This is a genomic window from Microvirga solisilvae (genome assembly GCF_022808595.1).
Classification (GTDB): Bacteria; Pseudomonadota; Alphaproteobacteria; order Rhizobiales; family Beijerinckiaceae; genus Microvirga; species Microvirga solisilvae.
Genome location: NZ_JAKUCN010000002.1, coordinates 134,078 through 152,692 on the forward strand (window position 1 = coordinate 134,078; position 18,615 = coordinate 152,692).

Here is an 18,615-nt window from a genome sequence, read left to right on the forward strand (position 1 = left end):
TGGCAAAGCCGCAGAACAGTTCCTTGAAGAAAGACCTCCGGGTTTTCGGCGACCCAGGTTTTCTGGTGGCCTTGCTGATCATTGGAATTCTATGCGCCATAGGCGCAGGCATCTTGTTCTACGCCACGGATAAGTATGGCATCTCCGTTCGCGAGTACTGGCGCTGATCGGTTCCCGGACGCTGCGTAACAATATTGAAAATCGTGATCACGATTTCGGGAACATAGCCAAAGCTGAACAGTTGGAGTCGAGCCGCCGATGATGCGGCGCGTCCTCGCGTTCCGGAGAACACATCGTGGGTCTCACGCGCCTCGTTTGTGCCTTGGCTGCTTTTTTGCTGGTTTGGCCGTCCTCCCTGATTCTTGGTCAAACTCAGCCGCAGCCGTCGGCTCCGTCCTTTGCCGCCACCCCTGAAGACGGACAATGGGCGATTCCGCAAAAGAATTACGCCAATACCCGCTACAGCGATCTGGCCGAGATCAACACGGGTAATGTGAAGAATCTCCAGGTCGCCTTCACCTTCTCGACAGGTGTGAACAAGGGCCAGGAATCAGCCCCGCTCGTCGTCGGCACGATGATGTATGTGCTCTCGCCTTATCCGAACATTCTCTACGCGCTCGACCTGACGCAAGCAGGCGCGCCGATGAAATGGCAGTACAACCCGAAACCCGCCGCCGCGGCGCAGGGTGTTGCCTGCTGCGATGTGGTCAATCGCGGCCCCACTTTCTCCAATGGCAAAGTCTTCTTCACGACGCTCGATGCGCATGTGGTGGCAGTAAACGCGGAAACGGGCGAGGAGGTCTGGAAGACCAAGCTCGGTGACATCAACAGGGGCGAGACCATGACGATGGCCCCGCTCGTGGCGAAGGACAAGGTGTTCGTCGGAATTTCGGGCGGTGAATACGGCGTGCGCGGCTGGATCCAGGCGCTTGATATCAACTCGGGGCAAAGCGTCTGGAAGGCCTATAATACCGGGCCCGATCAGGACGTGAAGATCGGCCCGAACTTCAAGCCTTTTTACGACAGTGACAAGGGCAAGGATCTCGGCACCACCACCTGGCCTGCGGATGCCTGGCAGCAGGGCGGCGGCACGGTGTGGGGCTGGCTGTCCTACGATCCCGATCTGAACCTGCTCTATCACGGCACCGGCAATCCAGGCCCGTGGAATCCCAATCAACGTCCTGGCGATAACAAGTGGACGGCGGGAATCTTTGCGCGCGATCCTGACACGGGCGAGGCACGTTGGTTCTACCAGACCGCACCGCATGACATTCACGATTGGGACACCATCAACGAGATGATCCTGCTCGACATGGAGTGGGAGGGAAAGCCCCGGAAAGTGTTGGTCCATCCAGGGCGCACCGGCTACCTCTATGTCATCGATCGGACCACCGGCGAGGTGCTTTCCGCAAAGCCATTTCACGCACTTACCGCCTCGACTGGCTTTGACCTGAAGACGGGACGGATGCAGGTGAACGCCGAAAAGGAGCCGGTGAACAACCGCGTGGTGCGCGACATCTGCCCGACCGCACCGGGCGCGAAGGATTGGAACCCAAGCGCCTTCTCGCACAAGACCGGCCTTCTCTACATCCCGCACATGAACATGTGCATGGATTGGGAAAGCGTGGAGCCGAACTACATCGCCGGAACGCCTTATGTGGGCGCCGAGGTGCGCATGTATCCCGGTCCTGGCGGGCATATGGGCGAATTCACCGCCTGGGATATTCGCGAAGGCAAGGAACTCTGGACCATCAACGAGCGCTTCCCGCTCTGGAGCGGCGCGCTCGCGACGGCGGGTGACGTGGTCTTCTACGGAACCATGGATGGATGGTTCAAGGCCGTGCACGCCCGGTCCGGCGAGGTGCTGTGGCAGTTCAAGCTCGATTCCGGAATCATCGGCCAGCCCACCACCTATCGCGGGCCTGATGGCAAGCAATATGTGGCCATTCTCTCCGGCGTCGGCGGTTGGGCGGGCTCCATCGTGTCTAATGATCTCGACCCACGCGACGGCACGAGCGCAAAGGGTTTCGTGAACGCCATGCGCGAATTGAAGAACGTCACCACGAAGGGAGGCACACTCTATGTGTTCAAGCTTCCTTAAAGGGGGAGTTCTTGCAGCGTTTCTCGTGCTGGCAGGTGGCGTGCAGGCGCGCGAGCTTCGTGTCTGCGCCGATCCCAACAACATGCCTTTGTCCAACGAAGCGGGCGAAGGTTTCGAGAACAAGATCGTCGAGTTGATCGCGCAGGATCTCGGGGCGGAAGTTCGCTACACCTGGTGGGCGCAAAGGCGCGGCTTCCTGCGCAACACGTTGAAGGCCGGAACCTGCGATCTCGTCCCCGGCCTTCCCGCCAATCTCGAAGGCGTTCGCACGACCGCGCCCTATTATCGCTCGGCCTATGTGTTCGTGACACGCGCCAGCGGGCCCGAGGTATCGTCCTTCAACGATCCTGTCCTTCGCCAAGCGAAGGTGGGTGTACACCTGATCGGCGATGACGGTTCCAATACGCCGCCGGCTCATGCCCTGGCCCGCAGAGGCATTGTCGAGAATGTACGCGGCTACATGATCTATGGCGATTACAGCCAGCCGAACCCGCCCGCGCGCATTCTCCACGATCTTGCCGAAGGTGAGATCGATATCGCAATCGTCTGGGGCGCTTTAGGCAGTTATTTCGCACAGCATGAGAAGATTCCGCTGAAAGTCACGCCCGTGAGACCAGCCTTCGATGGACCACAGCTTCCCATGGTGTTCGATATTTCCATGGCCGTGCGCAAGGAGGACGAGGCGCTGCGCCAGGAAATCGACGCAGCGCTCTCCCGCCGTCGCGCCGATATCGATGCCATCTTGTCGGCTTACAATGTTCCGCGTCTCGATGGTGGCCTGAAGCAGGCGGAGCACAGGCCATGAGAACGCTTCTGATCCTGCCGCTCTTAGCCTTCACACTCGCCGCCTGCGAACGCGAGGATCGGGAATATCGATCCAATCCCGTAACAGCTGAGTCTCAGGAAAAGATTGCGCTCGTGCCTCTCTCAGCGGGCCCCGGCGGTCCGACGGAGCAGCGCTCCGGTCTCGGCAAGGAATACGAGGAGAACGCCTTTCACATCTCGCAGGGCCAGCGATTCTATGTCTGGTTCAACTGCAATGGCTGCCACGCCAATGGCGGCGGCGATTCAGGCCCCGCATTGATGGACGACCGCTGGATCTATGGCGGGCAGATCGAGAATATCGTGCAGACGATCCGTGAGGGCCGCCCAAACGGCATGCCGTCTTTTCGCGGGAAGATCCCCGACGATCAGATCTGGCAGATCGCAGCCTATATCCGCTCCATGGGCCGCAACGTGCCGAAGCCCGCTGCACCCGGGCGCAAGGATGACATGAGCCCAGGCCCGGCCGAGCAGCGCCGTCCGCCAGGCGAGGTCATCGATGGCGGCCAGGTGCCTCCGTCCGCGCAGATGCCGCAATGAGGCGATCATGAAGAGGGCTTTTTCTATCCTTCTTCTGAGCCTGCCCCTCGCAGGATGCCAGGGCTGGCAATCGGCGCTCGATGCGCAGGGGCCCTCGGCGCAGGCGCTTGCGGAGATGTTCTGGATCTTCGTGGCGGTGCTGGGCATCGTCTGGGTATTGACCATGACGGCGCTTCTCCTGGCTTTGCGCAGAAGGCGGCCTGCCGATGCGGACCCGCTTTCGACGGATCCCGGCACGGAGCGGCGCATGACGATCACGGTGTCTGTTGCCGTTGCTCTGACGCTCGTCACCGTGATCGCCCTCACAGGCTTGAGCTATGCCGCTCAGAAGGTGCTCTTCTCGCATAAGGATGGCGCGCTGACCCTGTTGGTGACGGGTCAGCAATGGTGGTGGAAGATCACTTACGAGAATGAGCAGCCGAACCTTGTCTTCACCACCGCGAACGAGATCCATATTCCCGTCGGCAAGCCGGTTCTGATCAAGCTCGAATCGGCAGACGTGATCCATTCCTTCTGGGTTCCCAACCTCACAGGCAAGATGGACGCGATTCCCGGGCGTCAGAACCAGCTTCAGATCCAGGCGGATCGGCCGGGAATTTATCGCGCGCAATGCGCGGAGTTCTGCGGCCTTCAGCATGCGCATATGGGCATGCTCGTCGTTGCTGAACCGAAGGAGGATTTCGAACGCTGGCGCAACCACCAGGTCTCGTCCGCCATTCCGCCGAACGATCCCGAGCGCCAGCGCGGCATGGAGGTCTTTCTCTCGAAGCCCTGCATCATGTGCCATCAGGTGCGCGGCACGGATGCGGGCGGCAAGGTTGCCCCGGATCTCACCCATGTGGGAAGCCGCCGCTATATCGGCGCCGGGACGCTCGAGACCACACGCGGCAATATCGCGGCCTGGATCATCGATCCGCATGGCATCAAGCCGGGCGTGAACATGCCGACGATCCAGCTCGAACCTGACGAGGTGCAACCGCTTGCAAGCTATCTGGAGGGGTTGAAGTGACGAAAGCCATCACTCCTCACGAGCTCGATGCGGTCCCTGAAGTCACGCGTCTCGCCACGGGCGAACGTGGTGGCGTTTCCGGAGCAAGGAGCGAGGCGGATTATTCGCCGGATCCGAAGGAGCTTCGTGACGATCAGGTGGATGGCCCCGAGCTCACGGCGCGGCTCGCCAAGACCTGGGGCACGCAGAAAGGCTTGATCGGCGCGCTTTCCACAGTCGACCACAAGGTCATCGGCCGCCGGTACATCATCACTGCTCTTTTCTTCCTCTTTTTGGGCGGGTTGTCGGCGGTCGCCATGCGCCTGCAGCTGGCAAGGCCCGAGAGCAGCCTGATCGGGCCTGATCTCTACAATCAACTCTTCACCATGCACGGCACGACGATGATGTTTCTCTTCGGCGTGCCCATCGGCGAGGCTTTCGCGGTCTATCTGGTGCCGCTCATGGTCGGCACGCGCAACATCGCCTTTCCCCGCCTGAACGCCTTTTCCTATTACGTCTATCTGTTCGGCGGCCTCATGATCTGGCTGGCCTTCATGCTGAATATCGGGCCGGATGTGGGCTGGTTCGCCTATGTACCGTTGTCGGGGCCTGAATTCTCGCCGGGCAAGCGGGCGGATATCTGGGCGCAGATGATCACGTTCACGGAGGTCGCGGGCATCTCTGTCGCGATCTCGGTCATCGTGACGGTCTTCAAGCTGCGTGCGCCTGGCATGACGCTCGACCGGATCCCGCTTTTCGTCTGGGCCGAGCTGATCAATTCCTTCGTGATCATCTTCGCGATGCCCGCCGTGGTCACAGCCTCCGCCCTGCTGCTCATGGACCGGCTCGTGGGTACCCACATCTTCAATCCGGCGGAAGGCGGCGACGCGCTGCTGTACCAGCATCTGTTCTGGTTCTTCGGCCACCCGGAGGTCTACATCATCTTCCTTCCGGCAACGGGCTGGGTGTCGGCCATCGTCGTCACCTTCGCGCGCCGACAGGCCTTCGGCTATATCGCGCTCGTTCTTTCGCTCATCGCCACAGGCTTCTTGTCGTTCGGGCTCTGGGTGCACCACATGTTCACCACGGGTTTGCCGCAGCTTGGCGCCAGCTTCTTCACGGCATCGAGCATGCTCATCGCCATTCCCAACGGCATTCAGATCTTCTGCTGGATCGCAACGCTCTGGGATGGGCGGCCCGTGTTCCGCACGCCGCTCCTCTTCGTCATCGGCTTCTTCTTCATCTTCGTGGCGGGCGGGCTTTCCGGCATCATGCTGGCCTCCGTGCCGCTCGATGCCCAAGTGCACGACACGTTCTTCGTGGTGGCGCATTTCCACTATGTGCTCATCGGCGGCAACGTCTTTCCGCTGATCGGCGCGATCTATTACTGGTTCCCGAAATTCACCGGTCGGATGATGAACGAGCGCCTCGGAAAATGGCATTTCGGGCTCGCCTTCATAGGCTTCAACGTGGCCTTCTTCCCCATGCACATCACAGGCCTCATGGGCATGCCGCGGCGCGTCTATACCTATCTGCCGGAGATGGGCTGGGGGAACCTGAACATGATCTCCACCATCGGCGCGGCTGTCTTCTTCGGGAGCTTCCTGCTCTTCCTCTACAACATCGTCACGAGCGCACGCCGCGGCCCCTTGGCTGGCCCCAATCCCTGGAATGCCGGCACCCTCGAATGGGCTTCCGCCTCGCCGCCGATGCCGCAGAATTTTGACCGCATTCCCATCGTGACCAATCGCGAGCCACTCTGGGCCCATCGCGATAGCCTGCCGGTGGCAGCGGGCTTGAGCGTGGAGAACCGGGAGCAGATCGTTTCCACCGTCACCGCCGGTCGCGCGGATCTGCGCGAGAGCACGCCCGAGCCTTCGATCTGGCCCTTCCTGTCGGCGGTGGCGATCACGATCCTGTTCGTCGGTTCGATGTTCACGCCCTGGGCTCTGGTGTGGGGCACGCCGCCCCTGGCTCTCGCTTTGATCGGCTGGTTCTGGCCGAAGGCCGGCACAGAGGACGAGCGATGACGAAAGCCTCTTTTCAGCCGCAGGACAGCGAAGAGCTGTTGCCTCATCGGATCGTCCTCAACGTGCGATCGATGCCGAGCTACGCTTACGGCCATCGCAGCCCGATCTGGTGGGGAACAGTGGCTTTCGCCGCTGCCGAAGGCATGGGCTTTGCCATGGCCATCGGAGTCTATTTCTACCTCGTCTTCATCAACGGAAACTGGCCCCTCAGCGCGCCGCCGCCGGATCTCTTCTGGCCGAGCCTCTTCACCGTTGTTCTGCTCGTCAGCGCATGGCCGAATGCCCGGGCCAAGCGAGATGGCGAGCAGGAGAACCTTTCCGCGACGCGCCGCAATCTCGTGATCATGAGCCTTGCCGGAATCGTTCTCCTGGTGATCCGCATCATGGAATTCAACGGACTCCATGTGCGCTGGGATCAGAACGCCTACGGATCGGCCGTGTGGCTGCTGCTCGGCCTTCACACCCTGCATCTTCTGACCGATCTTGGTGACACTGTCGTTCTCACGGTGCTCATGTTCACGCGCCACGGTCACGGCAAGCGCTTTTCTGATGTGGGCGACAATGCCTTCTATTGGTATTTCGTCGTCGCCTCATGGTTGCCGATCTATCTGATCCTCTACTGGTTCCCGAGATGGTGGTGAGCCCATGGCAGGATGGTTCTCACGAGGTCTTCCATCCGCCGGCATTTATGCCGGCCCTGCGGCATGGCTCGTCGACACACAGTTCAATTATGCGGCCGTGCCGTGGGTCTGCGCTCATCAGGTTCCGCTCGTTCCGATCTTCGCGCTCGTCATGGTAGTGTGCAGTCTCTTCGGAGGGTTTCTCTCCTGGCGCGGCTATGTCACAGCAGCACCGACGCCCTTGCCCGACTCGACGGGAGCCGGACGGCCGCATCGTTTCGTGGCCCTGATGGGCATGGCGATCGCAGCGCTTTTCACCGTCGTCATCCTGCTTCACGGCGCAGCTGGCCTCGTCTTCCATGGGTGCGAGCGATGAAGGCGCTGATTGTCCTCATCACACTTTTTGCCGCCGGTGAGGCCCAGGCTCATGCGGGCCATGTGCACTGGCTCGAAGGCGGCACGACCTGGACGTGGGATCCGCAGGTCACGTTGCCGCTCGCATTGTCGGGCGGGCTTTATCTCATCGGCACATTGCGCCTATGGCGCCGGGCAGGGATGGGGCGCGGCGTGCGTATCTGGCAGGCATCCTGCTTCATGCTCGGATGGGGACTTCTCGTTTTTGCTCTCGTCACGCCGCTTCATTGGCTCGGTGAACGGCTGTTCTTCGCGCATATGATCGAGCATGAGATTCTCATGGCGTTGGCCGCGCCGCTTCTCGTCGTGGGAAATCCGGTCGCCATGCTGTGGGCTGTGCCGGCGGGCTTGCGCCGTCGGATCGGCGGGATCGGACAAGTTCCGCTTGTCGCGCGCTCATGGGCGTGGCTCACCCATCCTCTTGTCGCCACGCTGATTCATGGAGGCGCTGTTTGGTTGTGGCACGCTCCGCCCCTCTATGAGGCGGCCCTGTCCGATCCTTGGATTCACTGGCTGCAGCATCTCAGCTTTTTCATCACCGCTCTTCTGTTCTGGCGTGCCCTGCTGCAGGGGCCGGAGCGAGAGCGTGGTTACGGCGTGGCCGTGTTCTATCTCTTCGTCACCTCCCTCCACACAGGCTTCCTCGGCATCCTGCTCTCCCTCATGCGGCGCAGCATCTATCCGACGCAGACATCGGGGGCCGCCGAATGGGGACTGACGCCTCTGGAGGATCAGCAGCTCGCTGGCCTGTTCATGTGGATTCCGGCGGGCCTCATTTACGCGGGTGCTGCGTTGATCCTCGCAGGATTCTGGATCGTCCGCTCAGGATCAACCCGCTCCAGGGGAGGGCACCATGCCCATGCGGCGCGCTAGAAGTTGGACTCCCATCGCGGTGACATTGCTCGCCGGTGTGGCCGGAGCACTCCTCGGTTTCGGAAAGGGCGCACATGCAGGCAGAAGCGGGAAGGCACCGCGTCCCGCCTTCGATCCGCAAGCGCATCTGACCGGGATCCACATTCCCACGCCGGTCCGCTTGCAGCGGCAATCCGTTGTCATCGGGTTCATTCTCGTGTTGCTGGCAGGGGCCGGTATCTATGCCGGATACGCGATCAAGTTTACGCAGGACGCGCGCCAGCGCGCCATTGCCCTCACGGGAGGCGATCCTGATCTCGGACGCGATCTCACGAAGCGCTATGGCTGCGCGGGGTGCCACACAATTCCCGGCGTTCCGGGCGCTCAGGGAAAGGTGGGGCCGACCCTCGAAGGCTTCGCCGCCCGCGTCTATATCGGTGGCGTGGCCGCCAATTCGCCCGACACCCTGATTCAATGGATCGAAGACCCTAAATCCATTGATCCCAAAACCGCAATGCCAGTGACGGGGATCTCGCGACGCGAGGCCAGACATGTGGCAGCCTATCTCTATTCGCTGCGATAAATAAGGAATGAAAGCAGCTTCGTAGGCTCGACGGTGGTCCAAATACTTCCAGATCAATCAAGGCTGAGAGGCCGCCCGAGTGGTCCACGCAAGCGGGACACATGGCCCTTTCGATGCCTCGTCCCTGGAAACATCCCGAGACCGGAATTTATTGGCCGCAGGCGCGGTCATCGAGCACTTGTAGCCACTCGCTTCAAGTCCAGGTGATGCTGCCGGGTGTCCGCGTAACCGTCGTACCGTCGTCCAGGAAACGGAGGCCGATGCCTTCAACGGCTACCTCGTGCAGCGTACCATCGTCCACGAACGGCATGCGGTCGCCGACACGTAGACCGAGAAGCGCCGTTCCCAAAGGTGTCGTCACGGAGATTTCTGCGCCGGGCCACAGCATGTCTTCAGGATGGACGAGCAAGTGCGCTCGCGACTTCGGTTCATCATCGATGCGGAAGATCACGCGGCAGTTCGTCGATACGACATCCTCCGGCAATTCCGACGGACGGCAAATTCTTGCGCGGCGCAACTCATCGAGCAGGAATTCGTATGCGTTGGAATTGTCTTTCTGCCGGATTCTCGCGGTGAGCAGCAGGCGGTTGTAGTCATTCTCCGAGAGGGTGATCGGGGGAAGTTCGTGTTGCGCGTTCATGAAAGCCTCCTCAAGGCGGTCACTGCAGGACGCGCAGCTGCGCGTTCTCGTGAGACAGACGGATGTGGCGTGCCGACACGCGCCTGAAGGGCGCATGCGACGGCTCAATGCTGCTGTGAGAGAGACTGGATGCCCCGGAGCGTCGGCGACCATATCGGGTCACGCCGACTTCTGGGGCTTACTTGCCTGCTTTGAGGCAACCCGCATGAACAAAGAGGCGAAGGTTTTTCATGAGCGTGATCATGACACTCATAAGGTAGCTCAGTTGCCTGCAAATGCAAGCTTTCAGGCGATGTCGGCACTCGTTCAAAAGCGGTATGAGTCAGTTGGAGTTGCCGGATCATGCGCAAGATGAAGCCCTTGGCCAACAAGGCTGGAAAGTCGCTTCCTGCATGACTTCAAACGTATTATCGCCAGTTGAGTGTAAGGCCTCAGGCCCCTTTGCGGTTTGTCGCAGTTGAAACTCAACTTTTAATGCTTACGTTTGTATTGTCATGATTACCTCGCACCATATCCTTATTCTCCGCGGAGGCCGCCTCCTGGCAGGTCGCTGATCCCCGAACCAGGCAGGCGCATTGCGCCGCCATTGTTCGGGGACATGACACATCTTGCAAAGTCGAATTCAGCAAGCCCGATCCTGGGCCTGTGAACGCTTGCCTCAAGGCAATGCATCCGCAGGCCTGAATCGGCACCGCAAAGGAGGATTCCATGAACGGAACCATGCGCCTGCCGCCGGTCACCGTTGCAACGCACGATTACAACCGCCTCATGTCCGTCGCGGCCTTGGAAAACTATCGGCGTCGTCCGCATCGCGAATTCCTGCTGTCGGAATTGCGTCGGGCATCGCTGTGCCATCCCGATGCATTGCCCGAGGACGTGGTCTCGACCAGCGCGAAGGTCACATACCGCCTTGACGGTGAAGGACATTCGCGAGCACACATCCTGGTCTATCCGGAGGATCTGCACTGGCCGGGCGCGGAACTGTCCGTGCTGACACCCTTGGGGATCGCCCTGCTGGGGCTTCGTGTTGGCGATCGCATGCCGTTCCGAACGAATCCGAACGGGCCAGTGCATGAGGTCGTGGTGGAAGATGTCCGGTTCAGGCTCTTGCCGGATGAAGCCGAACCTGCCCGCGATGCACCTGATCGATTGAATCACGAGCACGTCAATTCGCGGGACATTCTCGAGCGTCGGCTTGACGAAGCCTTGATGGAAACATTCCCGGCCAGCGATCCGATTTCGATCATCGTCTGCGGACGGTCCTGATCGCGGCCATTATGATGCCTGCTGCCTTCCCATGCGCAGCGACACATTGGAGACGACAATGAAACAGGAAACTCTTCCACCCATCACGATCACCACGGTCGATTACGCGCGGCTGGCCTGGATCGCGAATGCCGGCATCAACGGCCAATCCTACACTGTCGCCGAGATGCTGGCTGATGAACTCGATCGCGCGATGGTCGCAGCGCCCGGCACCATCCGCCCCGACATCGTGACGATGTATTCGGACGTCGAGTACCGGGACGAGGTCACGGGCGACGTGCGTCGCGCCACGCTCGTGTATCCGGGCGAAGAGGATCTGGACGCTAAGCGGATCTCGGTTCTGACGCCGGTCGGTGCGGCCCTGATCGGCCTCTCGGAGGGACAAACGATGGAATGGCTGGGACCGACGGGCGGACGGCGCAAGATAACGGTGCAACGGGTGCGTTTCCAGCCTCAGCGCATGGCTGGGCTCGACGCCTGACACTGCAAACACAACAGGCCGCAGGGAGATGCTTCCGAGCAGCCAAGGAGAAGAAACATGAAAGTCACAGACAAGATTACCGCTAAGAGCAAAGTTGCGGTCCCCAAGCAGCCGCACGAGTCTCGGCCACCGAATGCAAAGGTGGTCATGCTCTCGGAATGGGCTCCGCAGCCCAGCACGCTGACCCGCGAGGAAATCCGTAAGATCGTGATCGACCAGATCGGGTAGCGGCGGCCCCTGCCGCTACCCTGCCACGGACATGTACCAACCTCCGATTCCGAAACACGGGAGATGAATCCATGCACATCCTGGCAGCGACGGACTTCTCGACCCGCTCGCAGCGGGCCGTACGGCGGGCTGGCTTGTTGGCGCGGAGCAAGGGCGCCGAAATCACGCTCGTGCATGTAGTGGACGATGACCAGCCGCCGGAGCTGATCGCACTCGAGACGCGCGAGGCTGAGCGTATCCTCGGCGAGCAGATCGATGCGGTGGCCGAATTGCGCGGAATCCCGTCGCGGGCGCTCGTCGTCGCGGGCGATCCGTTCGACGGCATCCTGCGCGCCGCAGCATCGATGGGCGCGGATCTTATCGTCATGGGAGCGCCGCGTAAGCAGCTCCTGCGCGATATCCTCGTCGGGACGACCGTCGAGCGCGTGATCCGCACGGGCTCGGTTCCGGTGCTGATGGTGAACGGAGAGGTGGAGCGGTCCTACCAGACGGCCCTGGTTCCCGTCGACCTGTCCGAACCCTCCATGAAAGCCATCAGATCAGGCATGAGCCTGGGGCTTCCCGTCGGTGCGCGGCTTTCGATCGTTCATGCCTTCGTGCCGCTGGCGAAAGGCCAGATGTTCTATTCCGGCCTGAGCCAGGAGACCATTGACGGATACGTGGCCGAGGAGCGCATTCGGGCCACCAAGGAGCTGATCGCGTTTCTGAAGGAAAACGGACTCGCCGATCATGGGCAGCCCGTGCGCGTGGAGGAAGGCACTCCGTTCGAGGTGATCTCCAACGCCGTGGAGCAATCGAGCCCGGACGTTTTGATCATGGGGACGCATGGGCGCTCGGGCATCGCCAAGGCACTTCTGGGAAGCGTGACTGAGGAGGTTCTGCGGTCTCTCGACGTCGACATCCTCGCCGTCCCGCCAACCCGCTAAGCCTGTCCGATCTTAATCCTGAGGGATTGAGTGTTCCGCTGCATCTGCGGCGGGAACTTCCTTACTGCCCTCGATGCGGTCGCGATACAAAGCGGCCCGGACGAGCAGCATCAGGGTTACCGGCGTGGTCAATCCAACGAACACGGCGATCAGAATCTCGTGCACGACCGGGCGCGCCTCGAGCATGCTGAAGAACAGGGCTGATCCGGCCAGAATGCTGGCCATGCCCAGTGTCGTGCCAAGCGTGGGCGCATGTACACGGGCATAGAAGGTGCCGAGCCGCAGCAGCCCGAGCGAACCGATCAAGGTGGCAGCCGCACCGACCAGCACGAGAAGAGCGGTCAGCAGCGCAGCCCAAGTTGGAAGATTTCCTGCTGCGTTCATTCGATGACCTCGCCGCGCATGAGAAATTTGGCGAGCGCCAAGGTCGAGACGAAGCCGAGGAGGCCGATCACCAGCGCGGCCTCGAAGAACAGCGTACTACCGATGCGGATTCCGAACGTGACCAACAGGAGCATCGCGTTCACGTAGAGGGTGTCCAGACCAAGAATGCGATCCTGCGCTCGCGGCCCCGCAACGAGGCGGTAGACGGCGCAGCACATCGCCAGGGCGAGCATGATTTGAGCGCCGATGATGGCCCACGAGAGAATGGCGAGAGCATTCATTCGAAGATCTCCATCAGCAAACGTTCGTAGCGATGCTTGATCGTCTGGATCCAGATCGTCTCGTCGACGAGGTCGAGAACGTGCAGCAGCAATGTGCCCTTGGCAGCATCGTAGTTCACCCAGATCGTGCCGGGCGTCGAGGTGATGATGATGGAAAGGACGGCAAGTCCATGGCGGTCCCGCAGGTCGAGCGGGATGGTCAGGAAGCCCGCATTCACGCCCGGCTGCCTGGAGCGCACGATGATGCGTCCGACCGCGAGGTTGGAACGGAGGATATCGATCAGCACCATGCCGGCGAGACGCAAGGCCGCGCCGGGACGACGGATGCGCGGCTTCTCGGGCCGCAGGGCCGCCATGGCCCAGGAGGCCAGCACGGCAAGCACGCTTCCAAGGATGATGTGACCAGCCGAGACCGATTGATTAAGCAGTAGCCACAGAATCAGCAGGGCCAGCGAAAGGAGGGGATAGGGCAGGATACCGCTCATGGGCGTGATCTCCCTTCAGCGGCTTCTGCAGACAACACGCCTGTGATGTAGCCCCGTGGAGTCTGGAGAGCCTGCGTGGTCGCCTCCATGTAGCGCATCGCCGGGCCGCCAGCGATGGTCAGGCCCAGGGCGAGCAGCAGAAGGGCGAGCACCGGGGTCATCTCGATGATCCGCACTCGTGGAATGCTGTCGTCCATGCGGGCCCAGAAAGAGCTGATGCCGCTGCGTGTCATGGCGATGAGGGTCGCCAATCCCGACACGATCAGGAGCCCGATCAGCATCCAGGTCGAGGCCTGGACCGCAGTGCCGTCCGTCTTCAGCATCGCCGCCATCATGGCGAATTTGGCGATGAAGCCCGAGAAGGGCGGCAACCCTGCGAGGAGCAGGGTACAGGCGACGAAGCTGCCGCCGAGGGTCGCGATCGTCGCCGGAATGGCGATGCCGATCTCGTCCGCCAAGCCGTCCTCGTCATCACCTTCGCCATAGGCCTCCATGGTGACGGCGAGCACATCGGCTCCGGGATCGCGAATGCGCTCGACCAACTCGACGAGCAGGAAGAGGGCAGCAATCCCGAGGGTGGAGCTGACAAGGTAGAACAACGTGGCGCCGATGACTTCGCCGCCACCAGTGCCGAGGGCGGCAATGAGAGTTCCTGACGAAATGAGCACGCTGCACCCGGCAAGTCGCGACAGGGTCTGAGAGGCCAGGACGCCAATCGTGCCGAACAAGATCGTCAGCATGCCGCCAAGGAGCAGCCAGTCGCTGCCAAATTCGGCCAGCGGACCCGCCTGTGGGCCGAACACCAGCGTCCACAAGCGCAGGATGACGTAGATGCCGAGCTTGCTCATGATCGCGAACATGGCCGCAGCCGGCGCCGAGGCGGCCGCATAGGTCGTCGGGAGCCAGAAATTGAGCGGCCAAGTTCCGGCTTTCATCAGGAAGGCCGTGCCGAGGATCGCAGCTGCAGCGGCGAACAAGGCTGCATCTCCCGCCGAGAGAGTGGGAACGCGGGCGGCGAGATCCGCCATGTTGAGGGTGCCGGTGACGCCGTAGGCCAGGCTGGCGCCGATGAGAAACAGAAACGAGCCCGTCAGGTTGATAGCGATGTAGGAAAGACCCGCCCTGACCCGGACGATACCGTCACCGTGAAGCACAAGGCCGTAGGATGCCGCCAGCAGCACCTCGAAAAACACGAAGAGGTTGAACAGATCTCCGGTCAGGAAGGCGCCGTTGAGGCCCATGAGCTGCAGCTGGAAGATCGTGTGAAAGCGCGGTCCCGCGCGATGCCACCGTGCAAGCGAATACAGCAATGACGCGATGCCGAGCACGCTCGTCAGCACCAGCATGAGGGCTGAGAGCCGATCCAGCACGAGCACGATCCCGAAGGGAGCCGGCCAGTTGCCGAGTTGGTACGTCGTCACGCCCGATCCCGGAGGCGTCATGTCCGCCTGTCGCATCAGGATGATGGCGACGATCAGCAACGCAAAGGTGCTCGCGATCCCGATCGCACCCTTGAGAACGCGGCGGCGCTCCGCGAGGAGCAGCATCACGGCGCCCGAGATGAGCGGGAGCAGGATCGGCACGATGACCAGATGGTTGAGCATACCCGTCATTGCGCGTCCTCACGGCCGTCGACATGATCGGTGCCCGTCAAGCCGCGCGAGGCGAGCAGGACGACGAGGAACAGAGCCGTCATCGCGAAGCTGATGACGATGGCGGTGAGAACCAGCGCCTGCGGCAGCGGATCGGCGTAGAGCGCCGGGTCGATGGATTCGGTGTTTTCGAGAACAGGCGGCGCGCCAATTCGAAGGCGGCCCATGCCGAAGATGAACAGGTTCACCGCATAGGACAGCAGGGACAGGCCGATGATGACCTGGAATGTGCGGGGCCGCAGCAGGAGCCACACGCCGGAAGCGGTCAGGATGCCGATCGCGAGCGCGAAAATCAGTTCCATCATGCGTTCTCCTTTGCCACCACAGGCGGTTCGGTGAGTGTCGTTGGAGAACGCGTCGAACGAGGTGCGCGAACGGATTGGTGCGCCAAGGCGATCAGGATGAGTACGGTGGCGCCCACTACGACGGCGAAGACGCCCAGGTCGAACAGCAGCGCGGTGGCGGCCGGCACCTTGCCGATCAGAGGAAGATCCAGATAGCGGAAATGCGACGTCAGGAACGGATAACCGAAGAGCCAGGCGCCCATTCCGGTGAAGGCCGCGCAAAGCAGCCCAAGGCCCGTCCAGCTCATGGGCCGGATGCGCACCCGCGCCTCGATCCAGCGCGTTCCGCCCGCCATGTATTGCAGAATGAGCGCAATCGACATCGTGACCCCGGCTGCGAAGCCGCCGCCCGGCAGATCGTGCCCGCGCAGGAACAGGAAGATCGCGACCACGATGATCACGGGGAACAGCCATTGCATGATCAGCGCGGGGATCGTGATGTAATCGGACAGGGTGTCGCCTATCGCGCGGTCGGGCTTGGCCTCATCATAGGCATCCTGCACCCGCTGCTGCTCCGGAGCTCCGACACTTTCCTGCGCAGGGCGGAAGCGCCGCAGCAGGGAGAACACGGTGATCGCGACGATGGCGAGCACCACGATCTCGCCGAATGTGTCAAAGCCGCGGAAGTCGACCAGGATGACGTTGACGATGTTGCGGCCGCCCGCCTCCGAGTACGCGTTCTCGACGAAGTAGCGCGAGATGGTGTCGGGAAGCGGGCGCGTGAGCATGGCATAGACGATCAGCGTCATGCCTGTTCCTGCTGCGACGGCCAGCATCAGGTCTCGTGCGCGCCGCATCCTGTCATGAACTCCCATAGAGAGGCCGTCACCCACGGTCGCGATCCGCTTCGGCAGCCAGCGCAGGCCAAGCAGGATCAGCACCGACGTGACGATCTCGACCAGAAGCTGGGTGATGGCGAGATCAGGGGCCGAGAACCAGACGAAGGTGATGCAGGTGACGAGCCCCGCCCCGCCCATCAGCACCATGGCCGCCAACCGGTGATACTTCGCCTGATAGGCCGCACCGACGGCGCACAAACCGCCGACGATCCAGAGCAGGAGGAATACGGGGTCGAAGTTCGAGGCTGGCTGGAAGCCTGCCTCGAGCCCATGCCGATAGAGCGGCCAGAGCGTTGCGAGGACCGCGAAGGACACCAGAAGTCGCAATTGCGGCTGAAGCCGTTGCGTACCGAATATACGCTCCGCGGAACGTGCCCATTTCCATGACAGGGTGACGAGCACGCGCTCGAAGATGCGTTGGCCCTTGAGACGACGCATGATCGGAGGGCCATCGATTCCCTTCGCAAGGTATCCCTGCAACAGCCAGTACAGAAGCACGCCGCCACTCAGGGCGATCAGGCTCATGACCAGAACCTCGTTGAAGCCGTGCCACACGGCGAGGCTGTAATAGGGGGTGTCGGGACCGAGGACCGCGCGCACCGCCGTGGCGAGGAGTGGCTTGATCGTCATCGCCGGGAGAATGCCGACGAGCAGGCAGGCCAGAACCAGGAACTCGACGGGAAACCGCATCCAGTGCGGCGGTTCATGCGGCGTGCGCGGCAGACCGGTTGCGGGCGGCCCGAAGAACACGCCGTGGATGAACCGCAGAGAGTAGGCGACGCTGAAGGCGCTTGCCAGCATTGCGAAGTAGGGCAGGGAGTGGTCGAGAATCGAGTCGACGTGGAACGCCGCCGCCTCGGCGAAGAACATCTCCTTGGAGAGAAATCCGTTGAGCAGGGGCACGCCGGCCATGGCTGCGGCCGCGACCATGGCAAGCGTGGCGGTGATCGGCATATATCGGAACAGCCCGCTCAGGCGCCGGATGTCGCGGGTGCCGGATTCGTGATCGATGATACCGGCGGCCATGAACAGCGATGCCTTGAAGGTCGCATGGTTCATCGTATGGAAAATCGCCGCGACGGTGGCGAGCGGGCTGCCAAGGCCGAGCAGGAGCGTGATCAGGCCGAGGTGGCTGATGGTGGAATAGGCCAGCAAGCCCTTGAGGTCCTGCTGAAAGATCGCCGCATAGGCCCCAATGACCAGGGTGCAGAGGCCCGCCGACACCACGATGTAGAACCAAGCCTCCGTTCCGGACAGCACGGGCCAGAGCAGGATGAGCAGGAACACGCCGGCCTTCACCATCGTGGCCGAGTGGAGATAGGCCGACACAGGGGTCGGCGCTGCCATGGCATGGGGCAGCCAGAAATGGAACGGGAACTGCGCGCTCTTGGTCAAGGCACCGAGCAGCACCAGGATCAGCGCAGGCAGGTAAAGGCCGCTGGTACGGACTTTGTCGCCCGATGCCAGCACTTGGTCGAGGTCGTAGCTGCCGACGATGTGGCCGATCAGCAGGATGCCGGCGAACAGGCACAATCCGCCTGCGGCCGTGACCGTAAGCGCCATGCGCGCGCCATCGCGGGCGCTGGCATTGTGATGCCAGTAGCCGATGAGGAGGAAGGAGAACAGGCTGGTCAGCTCCCAGAAGAAGACCAGCTGGATAAGGTTGCCCGAAAGTACGATGCCGAGCATTGCGCCCATGAAGGCGAGCAGGAACGAGAAGAAGCGCGGCACCGGATCGGCCGGCGACATGTAGTAGCGGGCGTAGAGCGTGACCAGGAAGCCAATGCCGGCGACCAGCATGGAAAACAGCCAGGTGAAACCATCCATGCGCAAAGTGAAGTCGAGGCCGAGGGTCGGCAGCCACTCGATGCCGATGCGCAATACACCCCCCTGGTGGACCGCCGGAAATTGAAACGCGGTTAGGACGGTGGCGCAGAGGGCGATGGTTCCGGCCAGGACGGCGGCGCCATTCCTGGCATCCTGACGTAGAACGGCAGCAACGAGGCTTCCAAGGAAAGGAAGGATGACGATGGCCAGGAGGGACATGCCACTGGACATGGTTTCAGTAATCTCCTTCCGGGTGGGGAGCGCGGATGAAACTCCAATTGGGGGCTATGCCGTTCAATATGGTTGACGGGC

At 61.8% G+C, this 18,615-nt stretch carries 21 protein-coding genes; 14 read left to right on the forward strand and 7 right to left on the reverse strand.

Going from position 1 to position 18,615, the window contains the following annotated elements; all coding sequences use genetic code 11:
• Positions 1 to 23 precede the first annotated feature (23 nt).
• The 10 genes from MJ639_RS05170 to MJ639_RS05215 all read left to right on the forward strand — a co-directional run bounded on the left by MJ639_RS05170 (position 24) and on the right by MJ639_RS05215 (position 8,950).
• Positions 24 to 167, forward strand: coding sequence for a hypothetical protein (locus tag MJ639_RS05170; RefSeq protein WP_243369208.1), 144 nt, complete (start codon positions 24 to 26; stop codon positions 165 to 167).
• 128 nt (positions 168 to 295) lie between these two features.
• The gene (locus tag MJ639_RS05175; protein ID WP_423790757.1) at positions 296 to 2,101 is read left to right on the forward strand and encodes a methanol/ethanol family PQQ-dependent dehydrogenase; all 1,806 of its coding nucleotides are present in this window, start codon (positions 296 to 298) and stop codon (positions 2,099 to 2,101) included.
• Positions 2,082 to 2,906, forward strand: a complete 825-nt coding sequence (locus MJ639_RS05180) for a substrate-binding domain-containing protein (protein WP_243369209.1) — start codon at positions 2,082 to 2,084, stop codon at positions 2,904 to 2,906. The genes MJ639_RS05175 and MJ639_RS05180 overlap by 20 nt, the downstream gene beginning before the upstream one ends.
• On the forward strand, positions 2,903 to 3,463 hold the full coding sequence (locus MJ639_RS05185) for a c-type cytochrome (protein WP_243369210.1): 561 nt from the start codon (positions 2,903 to 2,905) through the stop codon (positions 3,461 to 3,463). Before MJ639_RS05180 ends, MJ639_RS05185 begins: the two co-directional genes overlap by 4 nt.
• A gap of 7 nt (positions 3,464 to 3,470) precedes the next feature.
• Positions 3,471 to 4,472 carry a cytochrome c oxidase subunit II gene (coxB, locus tag MJ639_RS05190; protein WP_243369211.1) on the forward strand — a complete coding sequence of 334 codons (1,002 nt, stop codon included), beginning with the start codon at positions 3,471 to 3,473 and terminating at the stop codon, positions 4,470 to 4,472.
• A gap of 137 nt (positions 4,473 to 4,609) precedes the next feature.
• Positions 4,610 to 6,481, forward strand: coding sequence for a cytochrome c oxidase subunit I (ctaD, locus tag MJ639_RS05195; protein ID WP_243369728.1), 1,872 nt, complete (start codon positions 4,610 to 4,612; stop codon positions 6,479 to 6,481).
• Positions 6,478 to 7,122: a cytochrome c oxidase subunit 3 gene (locus tag MJ639_RS05200; protein WP_243369213.1), complete on the forward strand. Its 645-nt coding sequence runs from the start codon at positions 6,478 to 6,480 to the stop codon at positions 7,120 to 7,122. Before ctaD ends, MJ639_RS05200 begins: the two co-directional genes overlap by 4 nt.
• Positions 7,123 to 7,126: 4 nt before the next feature.
• Positions 7,127 to 7,477, forward strand: a complete 351-nt coding sequence (locus tag MJ639_RS05205; RefSeq protein ID WP_243369215.1) for a hypothetical protein — start codon at positions 7,127 to 7,129, stop codon at positions 7,475 to 7,477.
• Complete coding sequence (locus MJ639_RS05210) at positions 7,474 to 8,388, forward strand: cytochrome c oxidase assembly protein (RefSeq protein ID WP_243369217.1); 915 nt, start codon at positions 7,474 to 7,476, stop codon at positions 8,386 to 8,388. The genes MJ639_RS05205 and MJ639_RS05210 overlap by 4 nt, the downstream gene beginning before the upstream one ends.
• Positions 8,369 to 8,950, forward strand: coding sequence for a c-type cytochrome (locus tag MJ639_RS05215; protein ID WP_243369218.1), 582 nt, complete (start codon positions 8,369 to 8,371; stop codon positions 8,948 to 8,950). The genes MJ639_RS05210 and MJ639_RS05215 overlap by 20 nt, the downstream gene beginning before the upstream one ends.
• Positions 8,951 to 9,143: 193 nt before the next feature.
• Here MJ639_RS05215 and MJ639_RS05220 read toward each other — a convergent pair whose 3' ends face one another.
• Positions 9,144 to 9,590 (reverse strand): GreA/GreB family elongation factor, encoded by a 447-nt coding sequence (locus MJ639_RS05220; protein WP_243369220.1) that lies wholly within the window; start codon positions 9,588 to 9,590, stop codon positions 9,144 to 9,146.
• A gap of 708 nt (positions 9,591 to 10,298) precedes the next feature.
• On the opposite strand from MJ639_RS05220, the gene MJ639_RS05225 reads away from it, so the two are divergent.
• From MJ639_RS05225 to MJ639_RS05240, 4 genes are all read left to right on the forward strand, one after another.
• Positions 10,299 to 10,856, forward strand: coding sequence for a GreA/GreB family elongation factor (locus tag MJ639_RS05225; protein WP_243369222.1), 558 nt, complete (start codon positions 10,299 to 10,301; stop codon positions 10,854 to 10,856).
• A 58-nt stretch (positions 10,857 to 10,914) separates the two neighbouring features.
• Positions 10,915 to 11,337, forward strand: coding sequence for a nucleoside diphosphate kinase regulator (rnk, locus tag MJ639_RS05230; protein ID WP_243369224.1), 423 nt, complete (start codon positions 10,915 to 10,917; stop codon positions 11,335 to 11,337).
• 57 nt (positions 11,338 to 11,394) lie between these two features.
• The gene (locus MJ639_RS05235; protein WP_243369226.1) at positions 11,395 to 11,565 is read left to right on the forward strand and encodes a hypothetical protein; all 171 of its coding nucleotides are present in this window, start codon (positions 11,395 to 11,397) and stop codon (positions 11,563 to 11,565) included.
• A gap of 71 nt (positions 11,566 to 11,636) precedes the next feature.
• On the forward strand, positions 11,637 to 12,491 hold the full coding sequence (locus MJ639_RS05240; protein ID WP_243369227.1) for a universal stress protein: 855 nt from the start codon (positions 11,637 to 11,639) through the stop codon (positions 12,489 to 12,491).
• A gap of 12 nt (positions 12,492 to 12,503) precedes the next feature.
• Here the strand turns inward: MJ639_RS05240 and mnhG are convergent, their stop codons facing one another.
• The 6 genes from mnhG to MJ639_RS05270 are packed head-to-tail and all read right to left on the reverse strand — an operon-like array spanning position 12,504 to position 18,534.
• The gene (mnhG, locus tag MJ639_RS05245) at positions 12,504 to 12,875 is read right to left on the reverse strand and encodes a monovalent cation/H(+) antiporter subunit G (protein ID WP_243369229.1); all 372 of its coding nucleotides are present in this window, start codon (positions 12,873 to 12,875) and stop codon (positions 12,504 to 12,506) included.
• Positions 12,872 to 13,156 carry a K+/H+ antiporter subunit F gene (locus tag MJ639_RS05250; RefSeq protein WP_243369230.1) on the reverse strand — a complete coding sequence of 95 codons (285 nt, stop codon included), beginning with the start codon at positions 13,154 to 13,156 and terminating at the stop codon, positions 12,872 to 12,874. The genes mnhG and MJ639_RS05250 overlap by 4 nt, the downstream gene beginning before the upstream one ends.
• Entirely contained in the window at positions 13,153 to 13,641 is a 489-nt protein-coding gene (locus MJ639_RS05255) for a Na+/H+ antiporter subunit E (RefSeq protein WP_243369232.1), read from the reverse strand. The genes MJ639_RS05250 and MJ639_RS05255 overlap by 4 nt, the downstream gene beginning before the upstream one ends.
• Positions 13,638 to 15,254 carry a monovalent cation/H+ antiporter subunit D gene (locus MJ639_RS05260; protein WP_243369234.1) on the reverse strand — a complete coding sequence of 539 codons (1,617 nt, stop codon included), beginning with the start codon at positions 15,252 to 15,254 and terminating at the stop codon, positions 13,638 to 13,640. The genes MJ639_RS05255 and MJ639_RS05260 overlap by 4 nt, the downstream gene beginning before the upstream one ends.
• A complete protein-coding gene (locus MJ639_RS05265) occupies positions 15,251 to 15,595 on the reverse strand; it encodes a Na+/H+ antiporter subunit C (protein WP_243369730.1) in 345 nt (114 codons plus the stop codon). The genes MJ639_RS05260 and MJ639_RS05265 overlap by 4 nt, the downstream gene beginning before the upstream one ends.
• Positions 15,595 to 18,534, reverse strand: coding sequence for a monovalent cation/H+ antiporter subunit A (locus tag MJ639_RS05270; RefSeq protein ID WP_243369236.1), 2,940 nt, complete (start codon positions 18,532 to 18,534; stop codon positions 15,595 to 15,597). Before MJ639_RS05270 ends, MJ639_RS05265 begins: the two co-directional genes overlap by 1 nt.
• Positions 18,535 to 18,615: the final 81 nt, after the last annotated feature.